General features: G+C 57.1%; 4 protein-coding genes. All 4 read right to left on the minus strand.

Going from position 1 to position 19172, the window contains the following annotated elements:
- Positions 1-4: 4 nt before the first annotated feature.
- Complete coding sequence (locus ACU1JV_RS19815) at positions 5-1738, minus strand: ABC transporter ATP-binding protein (RefSeq protein ID WP_013373222.1); 1734 nt, start codon at positions 1736-1738, stop codon at positions 5-7.
- The gene (locus ACU1JV_RS19820; protein ID WP_165084662.1) at positions 1735-3561 is read right to left on the minus strand and encodes an ABC transporter ATP-binding protein; all 1827 of its coding nucleotides are present in this window, start codon (positions 3559-3561) and stop codon (positions 1735-1737) included. Before ACU1JV_RS19820 ends, ACU1JV_RS19815 begins: the two co-directional genes overlap by 4 nt.
- Entirely contained in the window at positions 3551-6859 is a 3309-nt protein-coding gene (locus ACU1JV_RS19825) for a non-ribosomal peptide synthetase (RefSeq protein WP_413987072.1), read from the minus strand. The genes ACU1JV_RS19820 and ACU1JV_RS19825 overlap by 11 nt, the downstream gene beginning before the upstream one ends.
- Before the next feature lie 154 nt (positions 6860-7013).
- The gene (locus ACU1JV_RS19830; RefSeq protein WP_446724617.1) at positions 7014-18677 is read right to left on the minus strand and encodes an amino acid adenylation domain-containing protein; all 11664 of its coding nucleotides are present in this window, start codon (positions 18675-18677) and stop codon (positions 7014-7016) included.
- Positions 18678-19172 lie beyond the last annotated feature (495 nt).

Consider the following 19172-nt stretch of genomic DNA (forward strand, 5'->3'; position numbering starts at 1 on the left):
GGGTCTAGCCGTACAGCCGGGCGTAATAACCCCCGAGCGCCAGCAGGTCCTGATGGCGGCCCCGCTCGACGACCGTCCCTTGGTTCATGACGGTAATTAAATCCGCATGTTCCACAGTGCTGAGACGGTGGGCGATCAGAATGGTGGTACGCCCCTTCATCAATACGTTCAGGGCTTGCTGTACCCAATGCTGGGATTCGTTATCCAGTGCGGAAGTCGCTTCGTCCAGCAGCAGAATCGGGGCGTTTTTGAGAATCGCCCGGGCGATCGCAATTCGCTGCCTTTGTCCGCCCGACAACGACGCTCCTCTCTCCCCCACCGGCGTTTTATACTGTTCAGGAAGTTCCTGAATGAAATGGTGAGCGTACGCTGCTTTGGCCGCTTCGATCACTTCTTCATCCGTTGCATCCGGGTTGCCGTAGCGGATGTTTTCCTCAATCGTGCCGGTAAACAAGAACGGCTCCTGCGGAACGTATGCAATCTGCCTGCGGATTTCGTCCAGCGTGTAATGGCCGAACGGTTTGCCTTGGAGCAGGATTTCTCCGCTGTCCACAGGATAAAAGCCGAGCAGCAGCTTGATCAGCGTACTTTTGCCGCTGCCGCTGGCCCCCACGATAGCGGCGACCTGGCCGGGAAACACCTGCATGGAGATGTCGACAAGCACCTTTTTATCCGCCTGATAGGAAAATTCCACATCGCGAAACTCCACCGCAGCCTCCGACACGAGCTCGCTGTGAGGAGATCCCAAACGATCCGGTTCCTCTTCCTCTCTTAGTACCTCTTGAATCCGGTGAGCGCCCGCGAGCGAATTTTGGGTCATCGACAGAACCATCCCCAAGTTCAACAAGGCGTGCGTCAGATTCACTTGCAGAACCGCCAGGGCGGCGACACTTCCCATTCCCATCAGTCCGTAGGCATAAAGAAGACTGCCGATGACGATGATGCCGCAGAACGTGACGTAGCTGATAAAATGATTCACCGCAGCCTGCATGCCGTTCTTCTGCGCGGTTTGCCGAAGCGTCTGCGTCATTTGTTCGTTCAACGCCTCGTACTGGCCGTAAATCGTGCGGATGCGGAACAGCTTCACAATTTGAATGCCGCCCATAAAATCTTTGAATTTTTCGGTCATTTTACCGAGCGTTTGCAAGCCTTGTTCGGACAAAGCGCGAATATCCCGCGCAAATTTCAGACTGACCACGGAGGACAGCAGCAGAATGACGCAGGATACGCCGGCAAACCGCCAATCGATCAACACCATGGAGACAATGGAGCCGATGCAAAAGACAACTTGAAGCAGCAAAACGAAGTAAACCTGCGAGAATGTAAACTCAACGGTCGTTACGTCGTTGTTCACCCGCGACAGCAAGTCCCCATGGTGCGTCTGCTCCAGGAATCTCGGCCGCACCCGGCACAGCTTGTCATAAAGACGTTCTCGGATATTCAGCACAGTCAGCTCGACACTGCGCTGGTATAAGTAAATGAACCAGGGAGAAATCACATTTTCCAGGAACAAGGCCGCGCCCAAAATAATAAAGGCTTCCACCATCAGGGACGTATCTCGGGACACGGCGAAATCAACCAAGTTATGTACGACCAAGCTGAAGGCGATCAGGAACAATGTCTGGGTGAGCGCCGTCACGGCCAGGCCAATGGCGTACTGGGTTTTGCGCTTGCGGTTCATAAACATCAGCAAGTAGCCGAGTTCTTTCACTTGCGAGAGCCATCCGCCCTTTTTCATGTGTACGCCACCTCCCTGCGTTCGGCAGACTCGGTAAATTCCTGATAGTACGACTGGGCGTACAGTCCCTTCATCTTCAGCAATTGTTCATGAGTGCCCTTTTCAACAATACTCCCCTGTTCCATGACCCAAATTTCATCGGCGTTTTGTACTGTAGAAAGCCGGTGGGCAATAACCATCGTCGTTCTCTGCTTCATCAATACGCCCAGCGCTTCCTGAACCGCGCTTTCCGACTCCGGATCAAGAGCCGACGTTGGCTCGTCCAGCAGCAGAACGGGAGCATCTTTCAGAAAAGCCCGGGCCATTGCAATGCGCTGGCGCTGCCCGCCGGACAAAAAGCCTCCGCGCTCTCCGACATATGTCTGGTAGCCGCCCTCAAGCTGCATAATGAAGGAATGCGCCTGAGCGGCTTTGGCGGCTTCGATAATCTCGTCCATCGACGCTACTTCCCGCCCGTAGCCGATATTTTCAGCGATCGTGCCGCTAAACAAATATGAATCCTGGGTTACCACGGAAAAATGCGACCGAAGCTGCTCCGGGTCGGCGCCGTGGATCAGGCTGCCGAACACGCGGATCTCGCCCTGGTCCTCCAGAAGCGTATAAAAGCCGCATACAAGCTTAAACACCGTGCTCTTCCCTCCGCCGCTCGCTCCGACAAGCGCGATCGTCTTCCCTTCCGGCACCGAGAAGCTAACATTCCGTAGGATCGGGGAGCTCTCCTCATACCCGAAGGTTACGTTCTGAAACTCGATGGGGGCGGCGCTCGCTTTCAGAAGCGAACGGCCATTTTCCGTTTCGGTCGGCTGCTCGACGATTTCAGAGACCCTTCTCAGGGCACCGGCCATTTCGAACGTCCGCGTGATGAGCTCGGGAATATGCTCCAGCGGCTCCAGACACAGATTCAGCAAGTACAGGAAGGCGATCAGCTCTCCCGCGCCTAGCTGCCCTTTGTAGATCAAATAGCTTCCGTAACTGACGGCGAAAATGATCGGGCTGATCATCAGCGTCGAAAGCAGCGGGTTGACCCAGGCCTCCCGCTTTTTCACGGCCAGCTTTTTTTGGGCCGTCAATTGCAGCAGCACTTGGTAGGAGCGAGACAACATGCCGGATAGCAGGTAGCTTTTTACAATAGGCATACCCCCAAGCGTATCCTGGAGGTTGACGTTCATTCGGCCCATGTTCGCCTGGGCTTCCTCCGTCAACCGCTCCAACTGCTTGCCGATCCATTGGGAAACCAGCAGCGCTACAGGAAATAACAGCAGGCTGTACAGCATCAGCTCCCATTGGAGGTAGATCAAATAAGCGAAACAGCCGATGAACAACAGCGGATGATAAAACCACTGGGCGAGGTCCCGAATCATAAACTGCTGGATGAGCTGCAGGTCGTTGTTGATCCGCGACAATACGTCGCCAGAGTGCTGCTTTTCCAAATAGGAGACCGGGAGTTTGCCGATATGACGCATGACATGGTTGCGGATATCCTGCACCGCAGAGGCGCTGCTTCGCTCCACGCCGAAGCTCATGAAAAACTTCGCCGGCACACCGATCAAGATGACCACAAAGACCGCGTACACGATTTGCAGAACGATTGGCCCCGCCCCCTTCTCGGCCTGGGTGGTCAGCTGCTCGATCAAACTTCCCGTCCATATCTCAATAACGGCGGCGGCAATCGCGGACAAGACACCGACGATCATCCAGCCTTTGTGACGGCTTACATAGGACATCAGCCAGCGGAACGCTTTCCAGGCGGCGTAAGCGGTTTGGCGTTTGGAAGGCGCCGCTGTGCCTTGTTCTAGAACAGACGGCTGGCGGTCAGCTTCCATGCAGTACCCCGGCCTCCGCTTCGATCTGCCGCTTGACTTGCTCTAAGATGTCCCGGATGACAACGGCCGTTTCTTCCACGCGCGCGAGTTCCAGCAATTCCTCGTGTGCGCCCTCCAGCCGGTAATCGGCGTAAGCTTGCGTCGTTGCCCCCCGCCAGGAAGGCAATTGGTGCTCCAGGCGGAACGCTTCGCTGTCCTTCGCAATCAGTTCATAAATCCTGGCCGGGATCGTGCCGGAATTAATAAGCTGCGCTTCGTACGCCAAGGTCGCTTTGACCTTCCGATGAACCCGCTCCCGCACGAGCGGGTTGCTCATTAATTCCTTCTCTTCTTCGTCGAAATCCGCAAGCGTTTCTTCAAGCTCTTTCCCCGACGTTTCGGAAGGCGTCAGCGCGTCCTTAATCCACGAGTCCACCATGAGCACGTCCGTTACGGAATACCCTCTTTTCTCCATCGTTTTGGCTACCTCGAACGTCAGGTTGCCTCCGAAGCAGTAGCCGAGCAGCACGTAAGGTCCTTCCGGCTGGATGCAGACGATCTCGTCCACATAACGGTTCAGCATGGCCTCGTAATCGACGGCATCGTCGATAAAATCAATGCCGTAGAGCACGAACCGGCCGTCAAGCCTGCTTGCGAGCTCTCGGTAACCGATGCCGAAACCGCTGCCCGGAGGGAAGCAGAACACGTTCAGATCTCCTGCTTTATTCAGCTTAATGAAGGAGTCTCCCCCTTTATCCAGGCCGAGATCCGACTCGCCGAAAGCCATGGCTTCAACTGTTACATTGTGGAATTGGCGGTTCAAAGGTATCTCGATGCCCGTTTCATCGTAAACGGCTTGAACGAGCCTCATCAGACTTAACGAATTGCCACCCAACTCAAAAAAGTTATCCTTTACGCCGACCTGCGGAACGCCAAGCGTATCCTGCCAGACGCGTGCGATCTTCATTTCGAGCAGCGTTCTCGGTGCGACATATTCCGCTCCTCCAGCCGCGGCTTCCTCCGGCGCGGGCAGTGCTTTGCGGTCGATTTTCCCGTTCGGGGTCAGCGGCATCCCCGAAAGCTGCACGAGGTGCGAAGGAATCATATACCCCGGAAGCTGCTTGGCGAGCTCCTCCTTGAGTTCATTCGCCGCCAGCCTCGTTTCCGCGACGTAATAAGCGACAAGCTGCTTATGGCCGTTCGCGTCGTCGCGGTCGAGCACCTTGGCTTCTTGCACGGCGGCGATCTTCAGTAGCTGCGTCTCGATTTCGTCCAACTCGATCCGGTACCCGCGGATTTTCACCTGGTGGTCGATCCGGCCCAGGTATTCGATGTTGCCGTCCGGCAGCCAAGCCGCCAAGTCACCCGAGCGGTACAGTTTCTCCCCCTCCGCAAACGGGGAATCGACGAACTTCTCCGCCGTCAGATCCGGACGGTTCAGGTATCCTCTCGCAAGGCCTTCCCCGGCCACGTACATTTCGCCCGCTACACCGATCGGCACAGGGCGGCGGTTTTCATCCAGGACGTACACCCTCAGCGTCGGGATCGGCTTGCCGATATTGCTCTTCGCCGCCTCCATTTCGACCCACGTTATTTCCTTATACGTCACGTGAACCGTCGTCTCGGTAATGCCATACATATTGATCAGCTTCGTCTCTGGGTACTTCGTCTTGAAGCCCTTGAGCAGCAGCGGACTCAGCGCTTCGCCCCCGAAGATGACGTTGCGAATCCGCAGATCGTACGGATGGTCCGCCAAGACCTTACGCAGCAGCTGATAGAAGTACGTTGGTGTCTGGTTCAAAATCGTGACCTGTTCGCGGCCCAGCAGCGCCAGGAAATCGGCCGGATTTTTCGCCGTGAGCGGCGGTACGATGACCAGCTTGCCTCCGTTCAGCAGCGCTCCGTACATTTCCCAGACGGAGAAATCGAAGCAGAACGAGTGGAACAGCGTCCACGTGTCGGACGGCCCGAAGTCGAACAGGTTCTTGTCGTTGAACAGGAGCCGCACGACGTTCTTATGCTCGATCAGTGTTCCTTTCGGTCTGCCGGTCGTTCCCGACGTGTAGATGACATATGCCAGGTTGCCCGGCCCGGAAATCGGCTCCAGGTTCGAAGCGTCCAGCGCATCGGCGGAGTCCGCCCCTCTGTCGCCCCAAACGAAATCGTCCAATTCGAGGCGCGTTCCTGCGAAGTTGGTCTTCTCGTGCAGATGCTTTTGAATCAGCAATAACGGCGCGCCCGAATCCTCGATCATGAAGCGGATGCGCTCCTCCGGGTAGTCGGGATCGACAGGCACGTATGCTCCGCCCGCTTTGAGAATCGCCAGAATGCCGACAACCATATCGAGCGAGCGTTCGGCCAGAATCGCTACCAACTGGTCCGCTTCTACTCCCGTCTCCCGCAGCTTCCGCGCAAGGCGGTTGGATCGCTCGTTCAGCTCGCGGTAGGTCAGCTGCCGCTCGTTCATGACGGCGGCCACGTTGTCCGGGTAAAGCTCCGCCTGTTCTTCGAACAAGCCGTAAATCGTTTTCCCCCGCTCGAACTCGGTTTCGGTGTCATTAAATCGCTTCAGCAGCGTCTCCCTCTCGTCTGGGGACAGCACATCGGCTTGTCCGAGCTCCAGATCCGGCTGAAATAAAAGCACGGACAGCAGCCGAACAAGATGGTCGGCCGCCTGTTCCACAAATGCCCGCTCGTACCGCTGCCCATCAAAGCTTATTTCCAGCTCGATGGAGTGGTTTTGGCGGTCGAAGCGAAAAACCGTATCGGCCGCCACCCGGTTAACCAGCGGTTCCGGATGAATCGGGGCGAAGGATGCGACGGTGTTGACGACCGGGAGGCCGTCCCCCGTATAGTCCAGATGGAGCGGCTCCACCATTTTCCGAAAAGGCAGGTGCTGATGCTCCAGCGCCTCGCCGATGGAGGCTTTGATGCCCCCGAGCAGCGTTTTCAGCGTAGTCTGGCGGCTTACGGACGTCTTGATCACCAAGATGTCATGCGGCGGCGGAGTCCCGTCGGGGTCTGCGCTATAAGAAGGCATACCGATCAGCACTTGGTCCCGCCCGGTATATTTGAACAGCAGGCTTTTTACTCCTGCCAAAACAATCATGTACAAAGCCAAATCCGAACCGTTGGCGAGGCAAATGATTCTCTCCGAGAGTTCACTCGGCAGAGTACGGTGAAGCAAGCCCGGCTCGGCCGCAGCTTCCCCGTCGGCGGATAATTTGGAGGATTGACTGTAGGGAAGGAAGCTCAGGCTGTCATCGGCGTCAAACTTGCCGCTCCAGTATCGTTCTTCCTTTTCAAACAAAGATTTCATTCGTATCTCCCCTAAAAATGAAGTGACCGCATGCCCCGGCGCAGGTCCGAAAAAGCTTGCTTTCGGCCTGCGCGTTTACGGGCTTGGACGTTGTTCGCCGTCTTCCTTGGGATGCGCGCCGCTTTCATTTGACGGCGGAGGCGCGCTTGTAGGATTAGAACGCGAATTCGATCGTATCGACGGCACTTTTTGCGCCTGCCGCCGGTTTATGACATTCAATCCGGCTTAGCTCGAGTTGTGGATTTTCCGCAATTTGAGACAGTACCCGCAGGTAATCCTCGGTCAAGGTGCGGATCATCGCTTTTTTGAACAGCTTGGTGGCGTAGAAGAAGCCCCCGCTCAGCGCCCCGTTGTTTTCATACATAAACAGCGTCAGATCGAACTTCGCTTCTTCCAAATGGTCAAGCTCGTAAGTCTTCAGGCTGACCCCTTCCAGCTCGGCGTCTCGTTCTTCGATATTTTGCAAGTCGAAAACGGCATCGAACAGCGGGAAGCGGCCCGGCTCCCGCTTCACATTCAAACGCTCCACCAGCTCCTCGAATGGATAATCCTGGTTCTCGAAAGCACCCAAAGCCGTTTCCTTCACTTCTTCCAGGTAGGACAAGAACGTTTTGTCGCCCGACGGGCGATTGCGGATCGCCAGCGTATTGACAAACATCCCGATGACCGGTTCCAAATCGGCGTTCGTTCTTCCCGCCACCGGGGTGCCCACGACCAAGTCCTCCTGCCCGCTGTACTTGGACAGCAGCACGGTATAAGCAGCAAGCAGCACCATGAACAGCGTGCTTTCACGCTCGGCCGCCAATTCGCGCAGCCGCGTAGAGAGAGAAGCTTCGACGTCGAACTCCAGATGCGCACCTTCGTAGCTGCGAGCCGCAGACCGTTCGTAGTCCATCGGCAGGTCCGCCGTCGGCAGCTCGCCTTCGAAGGTTTGCAGCCAGTAAGCTTCCTGCCGCCCGATCCGCTCTCGGTGGGCCTTCGACTGCTGCCAAACGGCATAATCCTTGTATTGAATGCGCAGTGGCGGCAGTTCTTCCCCGGCGTAGAAACTCGAGAACTCATCGATCACAATCGCCATTGATACGCCGTCGGACACCATATGGTGCATGTCGAAAAGGAGAATATGCAGGTTCGGCTCCAGTTCGATGACCCCGGCGCGCAGCAGCGGCGGCTTGCCGAGATCAAATGGACGAACGAAGCTGCGGACGATCTGCTCGATTTGAGCCGCATCCTCTTTATCCGCTTGATGATGCTCGATAGCAAAATCGACCTGCGGGTAAATCCGCTGAACCGCTTCGCCCTTCACGATTTCAAAACCGGTGCGCAGCGATTCATGCCGTGTTATCAATTTCCGCAAGGCGGCTTCCAACCGGTCTAAATCAAACTCGCCTTCCACCTGCACCAACTCCGGCATGTTGTAAAGCTGATCCGCTCCATCCAGCGTGTGCTGAATGAACAGCCGTTTCTGCGCGGAGGACAGAGGGTAGTACTCTCTCTCCTCCGCTTGAGGAATGGCCTCATGCTCCCGCCGTTCCATCCGGGCGATCGCCTCGGCCATCGCCGCAATCGTCGAGTGACGGAATACGTCGCGCAGCGGCAGGTTGACGTTTAATTCCTTAAATACCTTGCCCGCCAGCGTCGTCGCTCGCAGGGAGTGGCCGCCGATGTCGAAGAAGTTGTCGTGAACGCCAATCTCCTTCGCAAGCCCCAGCACCTCCTGCCAAATCGCCGCCAGCTTCGTTTCCAACTCATTGCGCGGTGCGACGTACTCCGTTCCGCTTCCCGCTTCCCCTTCCGGCGCTGGCAGCGCCTTCCGGTCAATCTTTCCGTTCGGCGTCAGAGGCAGGCGCTCCATCTCCACGAAGTACGACGGGATCATGTAACCCGGCAGCTCCTGCGCCAGCGCGCTGCGCAGATCGTTCACTGCCAGCTCCGCTCCGGTATCCGGCGTGTAATACGCGCATAGCGCCTTCTGCCCGTTCGCGTCACTTCGAACTAGCACCACCGCTTCGCGCACGCCTTCCACCCGCAGCAGCTGCGACTCGATCTCGCCCGTCTCGATCCGGTAGCCCCGGATTTTCGCCTGGTTGTCGATCCGGCCGATGAAGTCCACGTTGCCGTCTTCCATCCACCGCGCCAAGTCTCCCGTGCGGTACAACCGCTCGCCCGCGGCGAACGGGCTGTCTACGAACTTCTCTTCCGTCAGCTCCGGACGGTTCAAGTACCCGCGCGCCACTCCGACTCCGCCGATGACCAGCTCGCCCAGCACCCCGACCGGCACCGGATTCAGGTGCGCGTCCACGATGTAGAATTTCGCATTCAGCCACGCTTTGCCGATCGGCACATTGCCTGTCTGCGGCAGCTTCGTCAGTTCCTCGTCGTAGAAGCTGGAGTCGATCGCCGCTTCCGTCACGCCGTATGCGTTGATGATCCGGAACAACGAGCCGAAGCGTTCCTGCAAGGTCCGGTAATCCGCCACGCTGCAGCTATCCGAGCTCGTGATTAACAGCTCCACCCAGCTCATATCCAGTTGCTGCTCGTGCACGTACTCCAGGAACGGCACGATCAGCGCCGGCGTCGATTCGAAGATGGTGACCCGTTCCCGCTCAATCCAGTGGTGCAGACGAGACGGATCGATCCGGTCGTCCTTCGGCACGATCACCATCGTGCCTCCGTTGTACAGCGTCCGCGCGATATCTCCCACGAACACGTCGAACGAGAAGCTTGCAAGCTGCAGCAGCCGCACCGGGAACTGATCCAACCGGTATTCCCGCCAGTAGCCCGCCGCCGTGTTCACCAGGCTGCGGTGCTCGATCATCACGCCCTTCGGCTTGCCCGTCGTTCCCGACGTGTAGATCACGTACGCCAGGTTCTCTGGACGGGCTTCATGGAAGCTGTCGGCATTCGTCCGCTCCTCGCTGTACGAAGTTTCTTCGTCCAGGTACAGCACCGCCGCCAGCGCCAGCTCCTCTTCGCCGAGCCAGGCTTCGGCGCGCTCTCGCAGCGGCGTTTGCGTCAGCAGCACCTTCGCTCCGCTGTCTTCGAGCATGAACCGCACGCGCTCCGCCGGATAATCCGGGTCCAGCGGCACATACGCCCCGCCCGCTTTCCAGACGGCCAGCACGGCCACCAGCAAGTCCACCGAACGCTCGGCGAGAATGCCGACGATCTTCTCCCGGCCGATGCCGCTTGCGCGCAGCGTAGCCGCCAAGCGGTTCGCCCGCTCGTTCAGCTCCGCATACGTCAGCCGATCATTCTCGTACACGACGGCCTCCGCTTTCGGCGTGCGCTCCACCTGTTCCTCAAACAGCCGATGGAACGCGGCCGCAGGAGCCGTTTCCGGCTGCGCCGGGTTAAACGCGCCGAGAATTTGCTCTTTTTCCTCTGCCGTCAGCAAGTTCAGCCCGGCAATCTTCGCATCTGGACGGCTTACGATCGTCGCAAGCAAATGTCCGAAATGAGTCGACAGCCGCCGGATCGTGCTTTCTTTATAAAGAGCCGTTGCGAATTCAAAGCTGCACTCCAGGCCGCCGTTTTCTTCCGTAACATCCACGCTCAGGTCGAACTTGGCCGTGCCGTATTCGCTAGGGTACGGGGACAATTTCAGCCCTTCCAGCTCAAACTCTTTATCCTCCAAGTTTTGCAGGGAGAACATCGTGTCAAACAGCGGGTTGCGGCTCAAATCCCGGCTGACCTGCACTTTATCGACGAGCTCTTCGAACGGATAATTCTGATGCTCGTAAGCGCCTAAGGTCGTTTCTTTCACTTCTTCCAGATACGACAGGAAGGTCTTCTCCGAAGCCGGATAATTGCGGAGCGCCAGCGTATTGACGAACATTCCGATCAAAGGCTGCGTGTCTCCGTGCGTTCTGCCCGCAATCGACGTTCCGACGATCAAATCGTCCTGACCTGTGTATTTATGCAAAAGCACGGTATATGCCGCAAGCAGCACCATATACAGCGTCGTTCCTCTTTGAGCGGCCAGCTGCTTCAAGCCTTCGTTCGTTGCCTCGTCCACGAAGGACGTCAGCGTTTGTCCCTCAAAGCTCTGCACGGCAGGACGCGGATAGTCCGTCGGCATTTCCAGAACCGGAAGCTCGCCCCGGTAACGATCCAGCCAGTAAGCTTCCTCGCGTTTCAACTGCACTTTTTGCTCGTCCGACTGCTGCCATACCGCATAGTCCTTGTATTGAATGCGCAAAGGCTCTAATGATTCGCCGCCGTACAGACGAACGAGTTCCTCGACTAACACGTCCATCGAAACCCCATCGGAGACGATATGGTGCATGTCGAACATCAGCAAATAACGTTCGGCTGCCAGCTCTACGAGTTCCGCCCGCAGCAGCGGAGGCTTCGCCAAGTCAAAAGGCCGGATGAAGGCCTGCACGAATTCGGGCGCTTCTTCCTCGCTCGCATGACGGTACTCAACGGCAAAGTCGACGCTCTCGTAAATGCGCTGTACAGCTTCGCCTTGTACGATCTCAAAGCCAGTTCGCAGCGTTTCGTGCCGTGCGATCAGTCCGCGGAAAGCCTTCTCCAGCAGGCTCCGGTCAATCGATCCTTCCAGCAGCAGCACGCCCGGCATGTTGTAGCTCTGATCGGCCCCTTCCAGCTGATTCAGGATAAAAAGCCGCTTCTGAGCTGAGGAAAGCGGATAATATGCTCTTGCGCCTGCCAGCGGAATCGACGAGAACGACTGCTCTCCGATCCGGGAGATGGCCAGAGCCATCTCCCGGATCGTCGAGTAGCGAAATACGTCGCGCAGAGGCAGCTCGACGTTCAGTTCCTGATGCACCTTGCTCACCAGTGTCGTCGCCCGCAGGGAATGGCCGCCCAGGTCGAAGAAGTTGTCATGAACCCCGATGTGCTCCAATCCGAGCACGCTTTTCCAAATTCCGGCCAAGCTGGCTTCCAGCGGAGTCCGAGGCGGAGTACGTCCTTCGCCCGGCTGCAAGCTCTCCTCCGGCGCCGGAAGGGACCGGCGGTCGACCTTGCCGTTCGCCGTCAGCGGGAGCCGCTCCAACTGGATCAGGTACGCCGGGATCATGTAGGCCGGCAGTTCCTGGGAAAGCGCGCTCTTCAACTCGGCCGCCGGAAGCTCGCGGTCCGCTTCATAATAGGCGCAAAGCTGCTTCTCGCCGGAGGCGTTTTCCCTCGCGAATACCGTCGTTTTCCGAATTCCCTCCACTTTCTGAAGCTGAGCTTCGATCTCGCCCAGCTCAATGCGGAAGCCGCGGATTTTCACTTGGTCGTCCGTCCGTCCTACGTATTCGATCGTGCCGTCCGGCAGCCATTTCGCCAAATCCCCCGTCCGGTACATGCGCTCTCCCGGCACAAACGGATTGTCCACAAATTTCTCCGCCGTCAGCTCCGGCCGGTTATTGTAGCCCCGTACCAAGCCTTCTCCGCCGACGCAAAGCTCCCCGGCCACGCCGATCGGCAGAAGCTTATTCTGGCTGTCGACGATATACACCGTCGTATTGCTGATCGGCCGACCGATGGGTACGGTAACCGCCGACTCATCGACGAAGTCGACCGGAAGGTACGTGGTATAAACCGTGCTTTCCGACGGGCCGTACAGATGGTTGAGCCTGCCCGGTCCGATATGGGCGAGCGCTTTACGCACATGGCCGACCGACACGCGCTCTCCTCCGAACAAAATCGCCCGGACATCCCGCAGGCAGTCGACGTTCACATCTACAAGGATGTTGAAGAAAGCCGTCGTAATCAGCATGACCGAGATGCGCTCGCGCTGGATGAGATCCGCCAGCCGGCCGATTTCCAGCAAAGTCTCGCGAAGAACCAGCACCAGCCGCGCCCCGTTGGTCAAAGCGCCGAAAATATCGAAAATCGCTCCGTCGAACGAATAGCTCGAAAGCTGGAGGACATGATCCCGCTCGGTGATGTCGATATAATTCGTATTTCGCACGATCCGCACGATGTTGCGGTGCGAAACAAGGTTGCCTTTCGGCTTGCCCGTCGTACCTGACGTATAGATGACGCAAGCCAGATCTGTCGCTTCGGTGCCTGGATTTAGATTTGTGCCGTCCTCGTGATAGAAGGCCTCGTCATCCAGTAAGATCACGGAGTCTGAACCCACCAGGCGCTCGCGCAAGCGGCTTTGCGTCAGCATAACCTGCGCTCCCGAATCCTCGATCAAGAAACGGATACGCTCCTCGGGATATTCCGGGTCAATCGGTACGTAAGCCGCTCCGGCTTTGTGTGCCGCCAGCATGCCCACCACCATTTCAATGGAACGCTCAGCCATAATGGCGACCAGACGGCCTTTGGATATCCCGTGGCTACGCAAGGTACGGGCAAGGCGGTTGACGCGTTCGTTCAGCTCGCGGTAGGTCAGCTCTTGCTCATTCAAGGAGATGGCGGCTGCATCCGGGATGCACTCCGCCTGCTCTTCGAACAATTGAATGAGCGTCTTCTCGCACGGAAATTCCGTGGTGGTGTCGTTAAAACGCCCGAGAAGGTCGGCCTTTTCCGCCTCCGTCACAAGTTCCAGCTCGCCCACTGTAATCTCCGGGTTATCCGTCACCTGCTCCAGCAGATGGACGAGATGCCCCTTGAGCCGCTCGATGCTGTCTTTATCGAACACTTCGGCGTTAAAGTCGAATCGAATTTCGATCTCGACTCCCGGCACCACGGTCACGTTGAAGTTATAGTTCGTCTGCTCCTCCATCTGAACGTCAGCGATCGTCAGGTCGCCGTGCTGCTGGTCGCCCGCCTGCTCCATCTGCTCGTCCACCGGATAGTTCTCGAAAGCGATGATATGGTTGATTAGGTTCTGCTTTTGCACACTGCGGGCTTGAATTTCATACAGCGGATAGTAATCATAACGCCCGGACTCCAGCGCCCGCTCTTGGAGCTTCGCCATCAGGTCGGCGAACACGGTGTCCGCTTCGCTCGTGACGCGGACTGGCACCGTATTGATGAACAGTCCGATCATGGACTCGATGCCCGGGATTTCCGCCGGTCTTCCGGCCACGACGCTGCCGAATACGGCATCGTTTGTCCCGTTATATTTTTGCAGCATCACGCCCCAAGCGGCTTGCAGCAGCGTATTGACCGTAACCAGGCGCTGTTTCGCCACCTGGTCCATCCGCTCGCTCAAGTCTTTGCCCAGCTCGGCGGTGACGTGATCAGCCGTAAATCTGCCGTTCGGCGCAGGTTCCTTTTGTCCCGGGAGTACGGTTTGCCCTTCATAACCTGCCAGGAATGCCGTCCAATAGCCGGATGCCGCCTGATCGTCCTGTTTCTCCAACCATTCGATATAGGCGCCATAATCCGATCCCTTATCTCCCGCTGGCTGCTTGCCGGATGCCAAGGCCGAGTACGTCTCAAACAGCTCCTGCGTCAGCTGCGGTAGGCACCAGCCATCCATCAAAATATGCTGGAAACTCCACAGCACATGATAGCTTTGCTCTTCGGTGCGCAGGATCGTAACCCGAACGAGCGCGTCATGTTCCAGGTCGAAGCCGCGAAGCTTGTCATCCTCGGCTTTTTTATCCAAGTACGCTTGTTTCTCGTCCGACTGCAAATGAAGCAGCTCTTCATATTCAAAGCCGACCGGCTTGTCGCGGTATATGATTTGCAGCGGCTCGCCCGTTGGTCCTTTCACAAAATTCGCCCGTAGCACCAGATGACGTTTTGCAAGCTCCATCCAGCTCCTCTCGAAAAGCTGGACGTCGAGCGCTCCCCGCATCGTAAACTGCGTCTGCTCGAAGTAAGCTGCCGTTTGCTGGTCAAGCGCACTGTGGAACCACATGCCCTTCTGCATCGGCGTAAGCGAGTAAATATTTTCGATTTCCCCGAGATGTCCCGAGCGCTGGGCGATTTGCTCCAATTCCGCGATGGTCAAGCCTTTAAATTGCACGTCGCTCGGCGTCAATTCGGTGTTTTCTTTGCCTGCGCAGTGGGTAATGAGCTCTCGAAGACTTTGCTCAAGCCGCTGAGCGAAGGCTTCCATCGTTTCCTTGTGATACTGCTTCCGGCTGTAGCTGAGATCGAGCGATAAAGCGCCTTCCAGCACCATGCCGTTGATATCCAGCACAAAGCTGCGGGCCTGCCGGTCGCTGGCCGGGCTGCCGCTGGAATAAGAAGATATGCCGATCTCGTCCTGATTGACATCATCGTCGAACTGGCCGAGGTAGTTAAAATTAATTTCCGGCTCTGAGCCCCAAACAAAGCCATCCTCCGATTTGGAGAGATAGCGGCATACGCCGTACCCAAGCCCCTTGTTCGGAATGCGGCGCAAGCTTTCCTTGACCTGTTTAATCTGATAGGCCAAATCCCGGTCGGTTTCCGGCTCCAGGACGACCGGAAACTTGGTCGTAAACCAGCCGACTGTGCGCGTGATGTCGATATCCGTTCCGATCGATTCGCGTCCGTGTCCTTCGAGATTGATCCGCACCCGTTCGTGTCCCGTCCACTTGCGAACGGCTATGCCGAGCGCCGTTACCAAAATATCGTTCATTTCGGTGTTGTAGGCCCGGTGAACCCGCTTCAGCAGCAGCTCCGTTTCTTCGGGAGTCAAACGGACGAACAGCGATTCGCTGTCCTGCTGCGTCGTAACGTCCGCCTCCAGATCCTTCGGCAAGGCCGGAACCGCAATTTGTTCCACGGCTTGCCAATAGGCCCGTTCCTTCGCCATCTCCGGGCTTTGCGCGTAAGCGGCCAGCTGCTCGGACCAAGTGCGGTACGCATCCGTTTTCGCTGGGAAACGAATTTCCTCGCTTTTGCCGGCCTGCTCGTAACCCAGAGCGAAATCCTCCATCAAAATGCGCCAAGACACGCCGTCCACCACGGCATGATGAACCGCGAGCAGCAAATGATCGCCGTCCGCGCACCGGAACAGTCCCGCCTTCACGAGGGGCCCGTTCTCCAGATCGATACCCGCTTGAATGTCCGTTGCCTTCGCTTCCACAGCCTGCGCGGTATTCTCCGCATCCTTGAAGTCGAACACGTCCAGCGTGAACAGCCCGCCTTCCTGAATCGCGCGATTCCGCGCACTAAACCCGTGTTCCGTCTTACGGAACACCATCCGCAAGGCGTCATGATGCTCGGCCAGCTTTTGCAGCACCTGACGCACCGTCTCTTCGTCAAAGCGTTCCTTCCGGTACAGCATCACCGACTGGTTGAAATGATGCGGGTCCGCAAAGGAGCTCTCGAAAAACCAATGCTGAATCGGCGTCAGCGCCGTTTCACCCGTTATTTCGCCTTGATCGATGGTACGTCCGATCGGTTTCACATGCAGACTGAGCTGTGAGATAGTCGGATATTTGAACAAATCCCGGATTTCCAGCTTGTACCCGGCTTGATGAAGCCGCGAAGATACTTGAATGGACTTGATCGAGTCTCCGCCCAGCTCGAAGAAATGATCCGTTACCCCAACGCGATCGGCGTTCAATACCGCCTGCCACACATCGGCAAGCGTCCGCTCGGCTTCATTGCGGGGAGCTACGTACGCGCCGCCGGTCAGCGCGTTTCCTTCCGGAGCGGGCAAAGCCTTGCGGTCGATTTTGTCGTTCGGCGTGAGCGGCATCCGCGGAAGCTGAACAAAATGCGCCGGAATCATGTAATTTGGCAATTTTTGCGCCAGCGCGCTTCTCAGTTCGCCGAGCGTAAGCGGGCGGCCCGCGACCAGGTAAGCGCACAGTTCTTGCCCGTTTTTGCCTTCCCGCGCGATTACGATCGTCTCCTGCACGGAGTCGATCTTCAGAAGCTGCTCTTCAATCTCGCCGATCTCGATCCGGAATCCACGGATTTTCACCTGATGGTCAATCCGGCCCAAGTACTCAATATTTCCGTCCGGCAGCCAGCGGGCCAAGTCGCCCGTCCGGTACAGTCTCTCTCCAGGCTCAAACGGGTGTTCGATGAATTTCTCCGCCGTCAGATCCGGCCGGTTCCAATATCCCCGGGCGAGGCCGACGCCCGCGATGCACAATTCCCCTTCCACTCCGATAGGCGCCAGTTGATTCTGTGCGCCCAGTATATACAAGCGATGGTTCCAGATCGGACGTCCGATCGGTATCGCTCTGCGTTCGGTGTCATACGTAGACGCCGCCCACACGGATGTGGCGATCGAGGCTTCCGTCGGACCGTACGCGTTATAGTACTGTACCTTGTCTTTCCACTGCTGCACGAATTCGGCTGAAACGGCGGAGCCCGCCGTGATGAGCCTGCTCAGACTCGGCAGGCGGTCTGAATTCAAATAAGCCGCATAAGTTGGCGGCAAAGTGGCGATCGTAATTGCATGCTCGTTCATGAAACGTTCGAACAGCTGATCATCCAAAATCGTCTCGGTTGACGGTATATATAAGGTCGCCCCGAAATATAGAGCGTTGAACATCTCCCAGCACGACGCATCGAACGATAGGCTGGCGAATTGGAGCACTCGATCCTGTTCGGTCGTGTGAAGCGTATGGGCAAACGTCAGTTTCAGGCTGACCAGCCCGCGATGCTCCAGCATGACCCCTTTGGGTTTGCCCGTCGTACCTGATGTATAGATGACATAAGCCAGATCATTCGGACCGCTGGCCGGATCCAGGTTCGAGCCATCGTCGCTGTAGGCCTGCTCGTCATCCAGCGCCACCACGGTCCCTTCGAACGGCACCTGCTGCTGCAGCTCCCTTTGAGTCAGCAGCAGCTGCGCGTTCGAGTTCTCCAGAATGTAGCGGATGCGTTCTTCCGGGTATTCCGGGTCGATCGGCACGTAGGCACCGCCAGCTTTCAGAACCGCCAGAATGCCAACGACCGTCTCCAGCGATCTCCTGGCCATCAAGCCTACCAGCTGATTGGGCAGCACGCCGACCGATCGCAGCGTCCGCGCCAGCCGGTTCGCCCGTTCGTTCAGCTCCGCGTACGAAAGACGGCGCCCCTCAAAGACAACCGCCGTCGCTTCGGGCACCCGCTTCGCCTGCTCCTCCACGAGCTGATGAATCGTCCGATCACGGGGATAGTCCTTCTCGGTATCGTTAAAGCTTTGCAGCAATTGAAATTTCTCGTCCTCCGACAGCATGTCCGCCCGCACAATGTCCAGCTCCAACTCGTGAAGCCCCACGGCCAGCAGGCGATTCAGATGGCCGACGACCCGCGTCATGAACTCGGAGTCATATAAGTGCTCGTTATATGACAGCGCTAGCTGTATCGTCCCGCCGGTTAAGCTAAATTCAAAGGAACAATCCGTGACCACATTTTGCCCGATTTCGTCCAGATGCAGCTCCTTAAGGGATACTAGCGTATGGACGACGGGTATCCCGTCTGCATATTGCAGGTCCAGCTTCTCTGTCATTTTCAAGAACGGAATATGTTGATGCTGAATCGCTTCCGGCAAGGAAGTCCTCAGCTCGCTCAGAAGCGTTTTAAAAGTCGCACCCGCCGAAAGCGAGTTTTTCAAAATGGCCGTATGATTAACGGATCGGCGCGTCTCCGTCGGTTTCCGTACAACCGGCATGCCGACCAGAATGTCAGAAGCGCCTGTATATTTATGCAAGAGCGACTGAACACCTGCGAGCAAAATCATAAAAGTGGCCAGCGGAGCGCCCTTGCTCATTTGAAGGACGCGCTGCACCACTTCCTCCGGAAGCGTCCCGCCGACGGTTGTCATAATGGGCGCCAGGGAGCTTGGAGCTTTGCTGTAAGGCAGCCGCGTCAGGGTATAATCGTCGCTACCGAATTTTTCGTTCCAAAACAACGTTTCTTTTTCAAAAGCCATCTGGATCGTTCCCCTCTCTTCATCGGTAAAAGCAATCCGGCGGAGCATATGCCGCAGCAACGCTTCAGCCTCGCTCCCCGCCTTTTCAAACATGTGACAAGAATGTCAATGGCTTTCGCCAGGTCACCGCTTTGCTTGCCCGGTTGATCGCATGCGGCAATCCTCTGCCTAGCAACTGTCCCGCTCGGCTCCTATGCGTGAAAGACAACTAAGAGCATCGTTCTACGCAAGAGATGCGGCTGCTTCCGGCTCCTCCGCTTCAATATGCTTGCTGCGGACGAGCCGCCCGAAGACGGGCTTTGGTTTAACATTGGGTTCGGAATTGGAATTGGGGGTGGACAAGGGATGTTCCTCCCATCGATGTAAGGCTTGCTGTAGGGTTCCGGCCGGCCAGCAGGAAGTCGGCCGTACCTCCGGATTCGGCACCGGAGCTGCCTTTGTCGAAGCCTATGTTTAAGGGATATTGATACACTCTATGTACGATTTGTGTATTCCCCCGTCTGGTGTGGATAAGTAAAGATACGGCTGCGGGGTACTGAGCTTTTCCTGACGATTAGATGTGACGATGGGTCTGTATGAGGCTCAAAG

The organism is Paenibacillus sp. T2-29, assembly GCF_052921365.1.